The sequence below is a fragment of the Xenorhabdus sp. SGI 60 genome (assembly GCF_056632175.1).
In genome coordinates this window covers 690416-705223 of record NZ_CP196860.1, presented here as the reverse complement: position 1 = coordinate 705223, position 14808 = coordinate 690416, and the positions used below count along the sequence as shown (strand labels likewise).

At 44.8% G+C, this 14808-nt stretch carries 13 protein-coding genes; 7 read left to right on the top strand and 6 right to left on the bottom strand.

The features are described 5' to 3' along the window. Positions 1-101: 101 nt before the first annotated feature. Positions 102-1058, top strand: coding sequence for an HTH-type transcriptional regulator MetR (gene metR / locus ACSJJG_RS03225; protein ID WP_481088467.1), 957 nt, complete (start codon positions 102-104; stop codon positions 1056-1058). Here metR and ACSJJG_RS03220 read toward each other — a convergent pair. From ACSJJG_RS03220 to ACSJJG_RS03210, 3 genes are all read right to left on the bottom strand, one after another. Further along, positions 943-1842, bottom strand: a complete 900-nt coding sequence (locus ACSJJG_RS03220) for a carboxylate/amino acid/amine transporter (RefSeq protein WP_481088466.1) — start codon at positions 1840-1842, stop codon at positions 943-945. The two genes, metR and ACSJJG_RS03220, sit on opposite strands and share 116 nt — an antisense overlap. Before the next feature lie 21 nt (positions 1843-1863). After that, the gene (locus ACSJJG_RS03215) at positions 1864-3513 is read right to left on the bottom strand and encodes a Na+/H+ antiporter (protein ID WP_481088465.1); all 1650 of its coding nucleotides are present in this window, start codon (positions 3511-3513) and stop codon (positions 1864-1866) included. Positions 3514-3813: 300 nt separating this feature from the next. After that, a complete protein-coding gene (locus ACSJJG_RS03210; RefSeq protein WP_481088464.1) occupies positions 3814-5160 on the bottom strand; it encodes an NCS2 family permease in 1347 nt (448 codons plus the stop codon). 365 nt (positions 5161-5525) lie between these two features. Between ACSJJG_RS03210 and glk the strand changes: the two genes are divergently transcribed. From glk to ACSJJG_RS03195, 3 genes are all read left to right on the top strand, one after another. Continuing rightward, positions 5526-6494: a glucokinase gene (gene glk / locus ACSJJG_RS03205; RefSeq protein ID WP_481088463.1), complete on the top strand. Its 969-nt coding sequence runs from the start codon at positions 5526-5528 to the stop codon at positions 6492-6494. Positions 6495-6595: 101 nt separating this feature from the next. Then, the gene (locus ACSJJG_RS03200) at positions 6596-6721 is read left to right on the top strand and encodes a hypothetical protein (protein WP_481088462.1); all 126 of its coding nucleotides are present in this window, start codon (positions 6596-6598) and stop codon (positions 6719-6721) included. 567 nt (positions 6722-7288) lie between these two features. Further along, positions 7289-7414 carry a hypothetical protein gene (locus ACSJJG_RS03195; protein WP_481088461.1) on the top strand — a complete coding sequence of 42 codons (126 nt, stop codon included), beginning with the start codon at positions 7289-7291 and terminating at the stop codon, positions 7412-7414. A gap of 226 nt (positions 7415-7640) precedes the next feature. Here the strand turns inward: ACSJJG_RS03195 and ACSJJG_RS03190 are convergent, their stop codons facing one another. Beyond that, entirely contained in the window at positions 7641-8156 is a 516-nt protein-coding gene (locus ACSJJG_RS03190) for a single-stranded DNA-binding protein (protein WP_481088460.1), read from the bottom strand. Between the two features lie 242 nt (positions 8157-8398). Here ACSJJG_RS03190 and uvrA point away from each other — a divergent pair, with 242 nt between their 5' ends. From uvrA to ACSJJG_RS03175, 3 genes are all read left to right on the top strand, one after another. Then, positions 8399-11230, top strand: a complete 2832-nt coding sequence (uvrA, locus tag ACSJJG_RS03185) for an excinuclease ABC subunit UvrA (RefSeq protein WP_481088459.1) — start codon at positions 8399-8401, stop codon at positions 11228-11230. Between the two features lie 262 nt (positions 11231-11492). Further along, the gene (locus ACSJJG_RS03180; protein ID WP_481088458.1) at positions 11493-11663 is read left to right on the top strand and encodes a DUF5993 family protein; all 171 of its coding nucleotides are present in this window, start codon (positions 11493-11495) and stop codon (positions 11661-11663) included. Between the two features lie 12 nt (positions 11664-11675). Beyond that, positions 11676-12242 carry a disulfide bond formation protein B gene (locus ACSJJG_RS03175; protein WP_481088457.1) on the top strand — a complete coding sequence of 189 codons (567 nt, stop codon included), beginning with the start codon at positions 11676-11678 and terminating at the stop codon, positions 12240-12242. Between the two features lie 129 nt (positions 12243-12371). On the opposite strand, the gene ACSJJG_RS03170 is transcribed toward ACSJJG_RS03175, so the two are convergent. Both ACSJJG_RS03170 and alr read right to left on the bottom strand, forming a co-directional pair. Further along, positions 12372-13565 carry an amino acid aminotransferase gene (locus ACSJJG_RS03170; RefSeq protein ID WP_481088456.1) on the bottom strand — a complete coding sequence of 398 codons (1194 nt, stop codon included), beginning with the start codon at positions 13563-13565 and terminating at the stop codon, positions 12372-12374. Positions 13566-13635: 70 nt separating this feature from the next. Then, on the bottom strand, positions 13636-14715 hold the full coding sequence (gene alr, locus ACSJJG_RS03165; RefSeq protein WP_481088455.1) for an alanine racemase: 1080 nt from the start codon (positions 14713-14715) through the stop codon (positions 13636-13638). Positions 14716-14808: the final 93 nt, after the last annotated feature.

Below are 14808 nucleotides of genomic sequence, written 5' to 3'. Positions count from 1 at the left end.
CCCTGTAATTTTTAGCCGTCTAGATGTTTACACTTCTATAATCAACAGGTAAGGTATAAACCACAAGCGCAAATTATTCATTATCATCTTGAAGGTTTTTCATGATCGAACTAAAACACTTAAAAACGCTACAAGCACTGAACCATTGTGGTTCACTCGCCGCGACAGCAAATTATTTGCATCAGACGCAATCGGCCCTTTCTCATCAGTTCAGTGAATTAGAACATCGGCTGGGATTTAAGCTATTCATTCGTAAAAGCCAACCCTTAAAGCTAACCCCCCAAGGGGAAGTGCTGTTGAAGCTGGCAGAGCAAGTTTTGCCCTTGGTGACCGCTTCCTTACGTGAATGCCATGAGCCGGAAGAGACAAACTTACGCATTGCCATCGAGTGCCATAGCTGTATTCAATGGCTGACACCAGCACTTAAGCGTTTTCGTGAAAGTTGGCCGCAGGTTAATGTGGACTTTAAATCTGGTGTGACATTTGATCCTCAACCTGCACTACAAAAGCGCGAGCTGGATATCGTTCTGACATCTGACATTATTGCAGACAGTAACCTGCATTATACGCCGCTGTTTGATTATGAAGTGAAGCTGGTGATCGCACCGGATCACCCATTAGCAAATAAACGTGATATTCGTCCACAAGATCTCGCCACAGAAACTTTGCTGATCTATCCGGTCCAGCGCCAACGGTTTGATATCTGGCGTCGTTTTCTCCAGCCTGCGGAAATTACTCCAACATTAAAAACTGTCGACAATACACTATTGCTGATCCAGATGGTTGCTGCCCGATTGGGTATTGCCGCGTTACCACACTGGGCCGTGGAAACATTCGAAAGACAAGGATTGGTTGTCACCCAAACATTGGGAGAGGGATTATGGAGCAGATTGTACGCTGCCAGCCGAGAAGGGGAGCAACGCCAACCCGCTATTGATACCTTTATTCGTTCTGCGCGCCAGCACGCGGTGGACAATTTGCCGTTTGTGAAACGGGTTTCAGTATCCAACGGTGATGCACCCAAAGTGACGCAACAATCAGGCTGCCTCCAATGGTAAAGCTCAGCCAATTAGGATGCTGCTGCCAAATCGCAAAATTGACCAATAACCCCGCCGGAACCAACATATTATTCATAATCGCCAGTGTTCCGGCATCTACCTGAGTGGCACCATAGTTCCACATAAAGTAGCCAATCCCCGATGCCCCGACACCCAGCCAAATTAAAACGCCCCACTGTAGCTGAGTTGTTGGCAATTTTTGCGGATCACCAAACATCAGCCAACCGATGATAGCGACAGCACAAGCGCCCAGATAAAACCACGAGAATGCCATTCGTTGTGGGATCGGATGGATCTCCATCAAGCGCTTATAACCGACTTGACCAATCGCAAAGAAAATATTTGCCAATTGCACTAACAGCAAGCCAACCCAGAAAGACTCACTCAATCGGTCATAACGAATAATCGCTGCGCCAGCCACTGCCAATAAAGAACTCAAGGCATAACTCCAGCGCAATCGCTGACGTCCCATCAGATCATAAATTAATGTGACATAGAGCGGCGTCATGATGGTAAATAGCAAAAATTCTGCCACGGTCAGATAGTGATAAGCGTGAAATACAAACAAATACATCACACCAAGCTGACAGGCACCGACGGCCATATACAGTGAAATGACTTTCAGCGATAACCCACGCCAGCGCAAAAATGGCAAAAATACCATTGCTGCCAACATGACCCTGACAAGAACCGAAAACCAGCTATCAACCTGACCAGCGAGATAAGCGCCAATCAGGCTAAATGAGGCGGCCCATAAAAATGTTGTGATCGTTAACAGCCACATAATTTATTGGTCTTTTACCTTTTATTGATCTTTCTCTACTAAAAGCGCTTCTAACAAATCAAGATCATGCAGTAACGTTTGTAGTGTTTCATTACTAATCTTACGGGTTGCACGCAGGTGATATAACTCTCCTCGTTCAGCCCTTAATGCTGTCAAACGGAAACGACGTTCCAAATCTTCAACCATCAGGTTATGTTCGATTTCATCCGTTCCCGCAGTACGACGCCGCAAATAACCAGTAACGCGAGAAGCAATCTCACTAATAACCTCAGCATCCAGTTTTTCTTCAGTACTGGCCGACAAACGCTCTTCCATCTTATTCATACTGACAATAGCAACTTCAGCCATTGCCGATTTTGCCATTCTGATTTCATTGAGATCTGCCAGCTTATCACCGACTTTCATGCCACGCAGTAGCAAAGGTAAAGCGACAACCCCGACAAAAAGGGAGAACAAAATCACGCCCGCTGCAATAAAAATCAACTGATAACGCGCCGGGAACGGATCACCATCCGGCAAGAACAAGGGGACAGACAGCGCACCTGCCAGCGTAATTGCCCCTCGAACACCCGCGAATGAAGCCAGCCACAACTCACGGGCCGTATAGGAGGCAAACTGAAGAGGTTTTTTCTTTATCAGCATCTTGCTGATATTTTTCATCAACCACAACCAGCCGAATCTCAGTAATACCAGCGCAACATAAATGATCCCAACGGCAGCAAATAGCATCCAGGTTTCAACATGTGGGTCAAGTTCAGCCTGTGCCACCGATGCTTCCCAGATACCCGGCAATTGCAGCCCCAACATGATAAACACCAGGCCATTGAAGACAAAGGCCAGCATTCCCCATACGTTGTCTGCACGCAGGCGCATATCCAGTGGCGCGTTGCGGATCACGCCTGCCTTACTGATAGTCATACCTGCGGCAACCGCAGCCAGAATGCCTGAGACACCGATATGTTCAGCAATCATATAAGAAGCAAACGGCAACAGCATCATAAACATGATTTGAGTTGCCGGATCATCTCCACTCCAGCGACTCATCAATCGCAGTGATTTACTGTATAACCAGGTAATGGCGATACCCGACAGCAATCCCCCCACCGCCACCTTGAAAAACTCAACCGTTGCACCAGTGACGGTAAAGACCATCGTGCCCATGGCAATCGCGACGGCGAATTTCAGAGCCACCAGACCGGAAGCATCATTCATTAATGCTTCCCCTTCCAGCACGCTCATCATATTTTTAGGAATACGATCTTTTCCGACAATGGATGACAATGCCACCGCATCTGTTGGGGATAATACAGCCGCCAGTGCAAAAGCAGCAATAAGTGGAATACTCGGCAATAACCAATAGATCAAATAACCAATGCCAATAACCGTCACCAATACCAATACTAAAACTAAAATGACGATTTCACGCCCATGCTGGAAAAACTCTCTGGTTGGCGTTTTCCAACCATCAACAAATAACAAAGGAGGGATAAGTAATACGAGGAAGAGTTCTGGATCGAAAGTAACGTGTAAACCAAAATGAGGCCAAGCCAGCAACGCTCCCATTGCTATTTGCACTATCGGCAAGGGGATACGGAACGGAATCATTTTAGTAAGAACACCAGAAACTGACACCACCAAAATCAAGATCAAGATAGTAAAGAATATTTCCATGTTACCCTTACAAATTGCCAAAAATCCGTCAGTGGAAAGATTGTGACTGTTTTTTCCTGTTAATAATAGCGCTAATAACCATAAATATTACAGTTATTAAAGAAAATCAAAAAGCAATCACATTGTGAATCAATAAGCATTGATTCATATTTCTATTTTATGCTTATCGGTCAAAGTGTATTGAAAAATTAGCACATTTTCGAAGATGTCTGGTGATCACCAGATAACTAACAGTGGAATGGAAAAATATAAAAGGAATAAGGATACGCAAACTCTAAGTGTTCGCGCATCCTATTTTAATTAGATAGCCCAATTTCCGGCATAAAATACCACTAATACAATGGCAAGTATCACCGTACCAGTATTCAGCTTACGCCATTCCCCCGCAAAGATACGCCCAACCACCAATGCACTGAAACCCAGCATAATGCCTGTGACGATATTACAAGTCAGCACAATAAATACAGCACACAGTAAACCTGACATTGCATCCACAAAATCATCAAAATTCAGCTTTCGCACATTACTCAACATCAGTAATCCGACATACATCAAGGCAGGAGCCGTAGCATAGACGGGAACTAAATACGACAGCGGAGACAAGAATAAAATCAACAGGAATAAAATACCGACAACAGAAGCTGTTAAACCCGTTTTACCACCAGCTGCGGTTCCCGCAGCAGACTCAATATAAACCGCGGCGGGAGAAGAACCGATAACCCCTGCAAAAATACTACTGACAGAATCTGCTGTCAGTGCCTTGCCGCCATTGATAATCTGGCCTCTCTTATCCAATAAATTGGCTTGCCCCGCCACAGCCCGGATCGTACCCGTCGCATCAAATACAGCTGTCATGACCAGCGCCAGAACACTGGGTAATACAATAGGCTGTAAAGCTCCCATAATATCCATACTGAACATCAGGGACAGGCCATCTTCCCCCAATGTAGGAAACTTAAAGAATCCTTGATACTTAACGGTTGGATCAAAAATCAAGCCAATAATAGAAATTGCGATAATTATCAGCAAGATACCGCCAGGCACTTTTTTCCGTTCCAGACCGATGACTCCCGCCAGCCCCAATAGTGTCATAACCACCGGAAATGAAGTCAGTGAGCCAAAGGAAACCGGCAAGCCAGCGTTTGGGTTCTTAATCACCAGACCAACACCATTGGCCGCAATCAACAATAAAAACAATCCGATGCCAATCCCCGTGCCATGTGCGATGCCCATTGGCATATTGCGTAAAATCCATGCCCGTACCCCTGTCACGGAAATTAGTGTAAACAAACATCCCATCAGGAAAACCGCACCCAATGCCACTGGAATGCTTACCTGTTGTCCTAATACCAGGCTGAACGCGGTAAATGCAGTCAACGAGATTGCACAACCAATCGCCATTGGCAGATTAACCCACAATCCCATCAATAACGAACCGATACCGGTCACCAGACAAACAGAAATAAACACGGCGGTATGAGGAAATCCGGCTTGCCCAAGCATCCCTGGAACCACAATAACGGAATAGACCATTGCCAAAAACGTCGTTAATCCAGCGAGAACTTCCTGACGTACCGTCGATCCACGTTCAGTAATCTTAAAATACCTATCGAGTTTGCATTGAGTTGGTGCCTGCATACCAGACATGTTTTTCCCCTGCTTCTGTTAAATATATCGCCTTGAAAAGCTCTCGTCCCATTTCTTCACCTCTGCAAACGAAAACGATTACGTCACAAGATAATAAAAATCGGTGCTGCATTCGTTGGGTTCAACCATTCGTTTGCGCAATCGTTTGGCTTGTTGGATAAAGAAACAGTGAGAAAATTTGAAGCGGATGATTATCCAGTGAATCAGGGATAAGAATCAAGCGTTAATCACATCGAAGATGATAAAATCCACACTCTGTAAGATACATTTTTATGCGGCCTTTAGGCCTGACCTTGTGTAAAATCCCCTCAATTCGACTTTTAACTGGTTCGTTAGGATTTCTGTAAGAATTGAGGAGATAAACCATGACAACTTATGCCCTGGTAGGTGATATCGGCGGTACAAATGCACGTCTGGCATTATGTGATATAGATACCGGGCAATTGAGCGCGGTCGAATTCTATCCCTGTGCACATTATGCATCGCTTGAAATTGTTATCCGCCAATATTTGAAACAGCAGAACTGTGAAGTCAAATATGGCAGTATCGCTATTGCCTGTCCGGTAACGGATGATGTAATCAGTATGACCAACCACAGTTGGCGTTTTTCTGTTAGCCAAATGAAAGCCTCTCTGGGGTGGGAACATTTTGAGGTGATTAACGATTTTACTGCCGTTTCCCTCGCCATTCCGGTTCTGGGAGCAAATGATGTGATTCAGATTGGCGGAAAGCAACCTCAGGCTAAACGCCCTATTGCGGTTTATGGTGCAGGAACTGGGTTAGGCGTCGCGCATCTTGTTCATACAGGCAGCCAATGGATGAGCTTACCTGGTGAAGGTGGTCACGTAGAGTTCGCGCCAGATAGTACGGAAGAAGATCATATGTTGAGCGTATTGCGCGAAGAATATGGTCATGTCTCCGCCGAACGAGTCCTTTCCGGCCCTGGTTTAGTGAATATTTATCGTTCCCTGATGAAACTCAACAGTCAAGCCGCCGAAGATCTTACCCCTCGCGATATTTCAGACCGTGCACTGAATGGAAATTGCCCTATCTGCAAACAGGCGTTAGAACTCTTTTGTACTGCGTTAGGGCGTTTTGGTGGGAATTTGGCGCTGAATATTGGTGCATTTGGCGGTGTTTACATTGCAGGTGGGATCGTCCCACGTTTCCTTGATTTCTTCCAAAAGTCAGGTTTCCGACATGGGTTTGAAAACAAAGGCAGATTTACAGACTATTTAAAAGATATTCCTGTATATCTGATTACTCATGACAAACCGGGGTTATTGGGTGCGGGTTCTTATATTCGCCAATTGCTAGATAAAACGATTGGTTAAATAGAACCAAGATATTTATATGTACTCATGCTATTTGTTTGATTTTCTGGTAATCACTTTGAGCGATATTTAGCATGAGTATTTTATGAGTGAGCTGTTTAATGACTATTCCTCCCGAAGCAGATAAAACGTTGGTGAGCGTCCAGAAGCGATTAGCGGAATCGCTGGTCGCTGTCTACCTTCATGGTTCGGCTGTAGTTGGTGGTCTTCACCCCTTCAGTGTGTAGATTTGCTCGTGGTTATTGACCAACCGATGACGTCTGAAGTTCGTGAATGTCTTGCTGCCGATTGGGCGATTCCCCAACCCCCCTTTAACTACGGACCCCTTTTGGCGAGAGGGAACCCCAACTCCTGGATTCCCTTAACCAAAAAAAAGAACATCAAATTAGTTAAATTGGAGATTGAAGATATCAAGCCGCTATTTTCAGTCCGATGGGCGTGCGACCTATTGAACTGACTGTTTTCTTGGTCACCGATGTCAGTGTATCATTTTATCACTCCCAGAAGTGAATGTGTTTTACGTGCGTTTGACTTCGCCATGAATTTGAGGTGCGAAATTTTTTCAAGTCGGTTTTTGATTCCAGAACTTATTCTTAGTATTGGCTCAGAATGGCAGAAAGCAATGCCACCCTGCGGGGTTCCACTGTGAGTGCCAAAATAACGCCAGTCATCTAAGTATCCGGTTTTCAAAGTTCAGACATTTCATCATGCAGTATTAAGGACGTCCTGCCGAATCTAACTCAGTCACTCAAGCAGGAGATGGACAGTAATAACCTTCTTACGCTGGCAAGTATGTGGCGGACATTAGTTTGACGGGAGAGTTTGTTTCTAACGATGTTGCTGACGATTGGGCGGCTGCTCGTCTTCATGCCATACAGGCCGTAGTATTATCGCCGATGTCCGGGACACCTATTGGATAGGACATGAATAAGATTGGCAAAATCGCCAGCAAGAACTTCAAATTACGGTAAGTTGGATGTACGACTTGTGAGCTAACAAATATTGGTATGACTCTTAAGACGTGATCAGAAAATTATCGAAACACACTATGAACTATGGCCAGATCAAGCTTAACCATGACTTCAAGACTGGCGCAAAATAGGTTACTGATCCTGACCAGAATCAAGCTACTTTTTCAAGGTTCACTCAGAAAGGAATATCATCATCGAAATCTATTGGCGGCTCATTACTCTGTGGCATAGGAGACTGCGCTGGACGAGATGGAGTACCGCCACTGAATTGCTGGGAAGCTTGTGGCTGCTGTGGCTGCCCCCAACCGCCTTGTGCTGGTGCATCTTGTGCTGCGCCGCCACGACTGCCCAACATCTGCATGACGCCACCGATAGGATTGACTACAACTTCCGTGGTGTAACGGTCTTGGCCGTTCTGATCTTGCCATTTGCGAGTCTGCAAAGAACCTTCAACATAAACCTGAGAACCTTTGCGCAGGTATTCACCGGCGACTTCTGCCAATTTTCCGAAAAACACGACACGATGCCATTCGGTCTTCTCTCTCATCTCACCGGTTTGCTTATCACGCCAGCTCTCAGACGTTGCCAGAGTAACGTTGGTAACTGCACCGCCATTCGGCATATAGCGAACTTCCGGGTCCTGCCCCAAATTACCCACTAAAATAACTTTGTTTACGCCTCTGCTGGCCATTGGAAATACTCCTGATGAAATGAATTTTGCTAAAAACGGATTTCTCTAATTATAAGCAAAGTAGTTTACCATGCGAGGGATAAGTTTAAACAGAGAACCGTTATATTATACTTTGCGAAGCGCATCGTACTTTACATTGTCATGGTTACAGCACGATTGTCCGTTAAACACTGTATGTCTATTCAGCAATATTTGTGCGATAATAATGCGTTTTGCACTATCAATAATCTGGGAAGTGGTATATGGATAACATCGAAGTTCGGGGCGCCCGTACCCATAATCTTAAGAATATCAATTTAATAATTCCCCGTGACAAGCTGATAGTCATTACCGGGCTATCTGGTTCCGGTAAGTCATCTTTGGCTTTCGATACCCTGTATGCGGAAGGGCAACGTCGCTATGTTGAATCCCTCTCTGCATACGCTCGCCAGTTTTTGTCACTGATGGAAAAACCGGATGTTGATCATATTGAAGGGCTATCTCCGGCTATTTCCATTGAACAAAAGTCTACTTCCCATAACCCCCGCTCTACGGTCGGAACAATAACTGAAATTCACGATTATCTTCGTCTGCTATTTGCACGAGTGGGTGAACCACGCTGTCCTGAACACAATATCACTCTGGCGGCACAAACGATCAGCCAGATGGTAGATAACGTTCTGGCACTACCAGAAGGCCAACGCCTGATACTGCTGGCTCCTGTCGTCAAAGAACGTAAGGGTGAACATCTCAAGTTGCTGGATAATCTTGCCACACAAGGCTATATCCGCGCCCGTATTGATGGTGAAGTGTGCGACCTTTCCGATCCACCAAAACTCGAATTACAGAAAAAACACACTATCGAAGTCGTCGTCGACCGCTTTAAAGTGCGTGCCGACCTCTCCCAACGATTGGCGGAATCATTCGAAACCGCGTTGGAACTTTCCGGTGGTACTGCCGTCATTGCCAATATGGATGATACCCAGGCCGAAGAACTGGTCTTCTCCGCCAATTTTGCCTGCTCAATATGTGGCTATAGTATGAGCGAGTTGGAACCTCGCCTGTTTTCCTTCAACAATCCCGCAGGCGCTTGCCCTACTTGTGATGGATTAGGGGTTCAGCAATTTTTTGATCCCGAACGGGTTGTCCAGAATGAAGGTATCTCCCTTGCCGGCGGGGCGATCCGTGGTTGGGATCGCCGTAATTTCTATTACTTCCAAATGTTGAGATCACTAGCAGAACACTACAAATTCGATATCGAAATACCATTTAATCAATTAAGCCCAACCATTCAGAAAGTGGTTTTATATGGTTCAGGTAAAGAATCCATTGAATTTAAATACACCAATGATCGTGGTGATGAGACTGTCCGTCACCACCCGTTCGAAGGTGTTCTGCATAATATGGAACGCCGCTATAAAGAGACGGAATCTACCGCTGTGCGGGAAGAATTGGCAAAATATATCAGTAATCGATCTTGCGTTTCCTGCGATGGAACGCGACTGCGTAAGGAAGCACGCTATGTCTTTATCGAAAATACGACGCTGCCACAAATTTCGGATTTCAGCATCGGTCATGCAATGGCGTTTTTCCAAAATATCAAACTGAGTGGACAACGCGCCCAAATTGCCGAAAAAGTCCTGAAAGAGATCCGTGATCGCCTGAAATTCTTGGTAAATGTTGGCTTGAATTATCTGACACTCTCCCGTTCCGCAGAAACGCTTTCCGGCGGGGAAGCCCAGCGTATCCGTTTGGCGAGCCAGATTGGTGCGGGTCTTGTCGGTGTGATGTATGTGCTGGATGAGCCTTCCATTGGCCTGCATCAAAGAGATAATGAGCGTTTGCTGGAAACTTTGCTGCACCTGCGCAATTTAGGCAACACGGTTATCGTTGTCGAGCATGACGAAGATGCCATCCGTGCGGCTGACCATATTATTGACATCGGACCAGGCGCGGGCATACATGGTGGCGAGATTGTTGCCGAAGGAACACTCAGCGATATCATGGAAAGCCCAAAATCGCTCACCGGAAAATTCCTCAGTGGTGAACGTCAAATTGCTATTCCAGAGCAGCGCGTGTCTGTTAATCCAGATAAAATGCTGAAATTGATTGGCGCAAAAGGCAATAACCTGAAAAAGGTGACATTAAAACTACCTGTTGGCCTGTTTACTTGTGTTACAGGTGTTTCTGGTTCCGGTAAATCAACATTGATCAACGATACGTTATTCCCTATTGCACAGCGTCAGTTAAACGGAGCCACAAATATTAATCCTGCTCCTTATATCGATATCCAGGGTCTTGAGCACTTTGACAAAGTGATCGATATCGACCAAAGCCCGATTGGCAGAACCCCTCGTTCAAACCCTGCCACTTATACTGGCATATTTACGCCTGTCAGAGAGTTATTCTCAGGCGTTCCTGAATCCCGTACCCGTGGCTATACACCGGGGCGTTTCAGTTTCAACGTTAAAGGCGGGCGCTGTGAAGCCTGTCAGGGCGATGGCGTAATTAAAGTTGAGATGCATTTTTTGCCTGATGTTTATGTGCCTTGTGACCAATGCAAGGGCAAGCGTTACAATCGCGAAACGCTGGAAATCAAATATAAGGGCAAGAATATTAATGAAGTGCTGAATATGACCATCGAAGAGGCTCGTGAGTTTTTTGATGCAGTTCCTGCCCTTTCCCGTAAATTGCAAACTTTGATAGATGTCGGTCTTTCCTATATTCGTCTGGGGCAATCCGCAACGACACTTTCTGGCGGGGAAGCACAACGGGTAAAACTGGCACGGGAATTATCTAAACGGGGTACAGGCCAGACACTGTATATTCTTGATGAGCCAACAACCGGCCTACATTTTGCGGATATTCAGCAACTATTGTCCGTTCTGCATCAATTGCGGGATCAAGGAAATACTATTGTCGTTATTGAACATAACCTGGATGTAATCAAAACTGCTGATTGGATTGTTGATCTTGGCCCTGAAGGTGGTAGCGGTGGCGGGGAAATATTGGTTTCAGGAACACCAGAAGAAGTGGTTCAGTGTGAAAAATCTCACACTGCTCGCTTTTTGAAATCGGTACTTGAACGCAATTAATTTATTAATTTCGACCAACACCTAAAATTGCTGACAATCCTCCCCCGAATCCTCCCCCACATAGCGGGGAGGATTTTATTTATTTTCTACACAATTATTAATCAAATTCATCTTCCTACGTGTAGAAATGCTTTTTCTTACAGCCAATTCAGATGAAACAATTTTTCCTGAATTAATATTGTATTGTTGTTCTAATATTATTAATGCTCACATTACCAAAGTATTAATGTCATAATGACATTACATATGCTTCAAATTTATAATGGAGATTAAACATGTACATGTTTTTACCGTTCTTAATTGCGCTAGTTATAATCGTCACTATCATTACCGGCAAAAAAAGCTGACGTATACCCTGTGGTTTGCTTTATTCATCATCACGGTATTTTGGTTTAAATACCATGCAACTGATGCATTGAACCTTTCTTTCTAATCGGAGGCCGTAATGAATAACACAATGTCAGCACCACGTAATATTAATCTTGCAATGGCCTTGAATATTCTGGGATTGTTAGGTATTAGTATTGTTTTGATAGTCGCATTTTATTATCAATTAGCGCGTTTTGAACTTCCCTGCCCATTATGTTTATTGCAGCGAGCTGGCATAATCATGATTGGTTTTGGATTTTTGTTTAATATTTATTTCGGCATAAAAAATGTCCATTATAGCCTTTCACTGCTTGGCTGCATTGTGACTGGTTTCATTGCCATGCGTCAGGTTTCTCTCCATATCATGCCGGGAGATATGGGATATGGTTCAACTTTCTTCGGTCTGCATTTTTATACCTGGGCTGCAATTCTATCTATCCTGACTATTATTGCCATCGCAGCTATTATGCCCCTGAAAGCAGGCAATGTTGATTCAGCAAGATACACACCACCAACATTAGGCAAAATTGTCATGGGATTGTTCGCATTTTTAATTGCCGCCAATTTGGTTTCTACCCTATTGGAATGTGGTAGCGGGCAATGTGATGATAACCCAACATTCTATCAATTATTGCAAAAGTAATTTTTATTTATATTGAAACTATTAAAACAGAAGGCTACATAATTCCAATAGCCTTCTACTTTTTTCAACTGAATGTTTTCAATCAGGCTCTTTTCTCTAATTTTCTTTGCGTGCAGGCAATAAAAATGACTAACTCACCGCAGCAAACGCTTCTGTAATGCGTTGTACGTTATGATGATTCACGCCAGCCATACAAACGCGGCCAGAACCGACCAGATAGACGCCAAACTCTTCACGTAATCTATCAACTTGTGCCTGACTGAATCCGGTGTAACTGAACATTCCACGCTGTTTCAGTAAATGATCAAAGTTTTTTTCTGGTAGCGCTTGTTGCAGGGCACTTACCAATACTGTTCGCATTTCCAGAATACGCAGACGCATCCGTTCAACTTCATCCAGCCATTGGTTTTTTAATTCAGGGTTACTCAATACCCTGGCAACAATCTGCGCGCCAAAATTTGGTGGGCTGGAGTAAATACGGCGCACCGTCGCTTTCAATTGTCCCAAGACGTGTTCAGCCACGTTGGCATCGCCACAGATAACTGATAATCCACCAACACGCTCACCATACAGCGAGAAAATTTTCGAGAACGAGTTGCTGACCAGACAAGGTAAACCCGCATTGGCCATTGCGCGGATCGCGTAGGCATCTTCTTCCATACCATCGGCAAATCCCTGATAAGCGATATCAAGGAAAGGAATCAATTCTCGCTCTTTTACAACCTGAACCACCTGATCCCATTGGTCATTGGTGAGATCGGAACCTGTTGGGTTATGACAGCAAGGATGCATCAAAATGATGCTTTTTACGGGCAATTGCTTGAATGTTGCCAGCATTTCGTCAAATTTTACCCCTTTGGTTTTAGCATCAAAATAAGGGTAATAGTTCACTTTGACGTCTGCTCCGGCAAAAATAGCGGCATGGTTTTCCCATGTCGGATCACTGCACCATACTTCAGAATCAGGGAAATAACGGTGTAAAAAATCAGCCCCTACTTTTAATGCGCCTGAGCCGCCCAGTGTTTGAATCGTGGCAATACGTTGTTGGTTTAATAATGGGTGATCTTTGCCGAACAGCAGTTCCTGAATTGCCGTACGATAGGCAAGCAACCCTTCCATTGGGAGGTAAAGGGAAGCAGACTGTGGCAAGGCGTTTATTTGTTTTTCAGCAGTTGCAACAGCCTGTAATTTTGGGGTTATACCCTGTTCATCGTAATACAGCCCGATGCTCAGATTTATTTTTTCTGCACGGGGATCGTTTTTGAATTCTTCCATTAACGACAGAATAGGATCGCCCGCATACGCATCAACATTCTGGAACATGACGTTATACTCCCTGCTATTGAGTTATATATTAAAAGTACCAATAAACAGACAATATAACTTACCCAGATTATTCGTCTAGATATTCCATTGCAACGCGTGAGGTCAGTTTCGTAATCAGCTCATAAGCGCTGATCCCCGAATGCTCCGCAATTTTTTCAACAGGCAGGACATTCCCCCAGAGGATTACTTCATCACCAACTTTATCCTGACATACCGGTCCCAAATCCACCGTAATCATATCCATAGATACACGACCAACAAGGGGTACTTCCCGACCATTAATAAATATTGGTGTACCGACAGGTGCACTGCGGGGATATCCATCACCATATCCCATCGCCACAACACCAAGATATGTATCACATTCACTGCTCCACGTACCACCATATCCCACGGCTTCACCCGCTTTGTGCTTACGTACCGCGATTAAACCAGATTTGAGTGTCATTGCAGGGAGTAAATTAAAGTCAGCCGCAGTTTTATCCGCCATCGGCGCGGCACCATACATCATGATGCCGGGACGAACCCAGTCTAAGTGTGCCTTTGGCCATAATAAAATCCCCCCCGATGCAGAGATGGATTTTTCACCAGCTTTATCCGCAATAAATGCCATAAAGCGCTCGATTTGCTGCTGGGTCGTTTCAACTGCAGGTTCATCTGCACGGCTAAAATGACTGATGAGATTAACGGGTTGTTCAACGTTACGACAGCGGCTCAGGCGTTGATAAAACTCATCTGCTTCATCAATCCTGATCCCCAGACGATGCATACCTGTATCGAGTTTCATCCACACTTTAATCGGGTGGGATAAATCTGCCTGTTCTAACGCTTCAAGCTGCTCAATGCTATGCACCACGGTTTCAATATGATTAACGACTAAAACTGCCAGATCTGCCGCTTCAAAAAAACCTTCCAAGAGTAAGATTGGCTTGACGATCCCACCACTGCGCAGGGCTAGCGCTTCCCCAATGCGAGCGACACCAAAGCAATCAGCATCTTCCATTGTGCGCGCAGTTTCCAATAAACCATGTCCATAGGCGTTTGCTTTCACAACTGCAATCAGTTTACTGTCAGGAGCTTGCTTCCTTACCTGTTGCAAATTGTGTCGCAGAGCGCGGCGGTCGATAACAGCAGTAGCCGCTTTCATTCCATCCCCTTTTTTATAATTTTTCAGTCAGGTTTGATAAATAACAGCCTATCTTCAATGTTGATTATTGAAGTCATTTGAACATGAGTGATA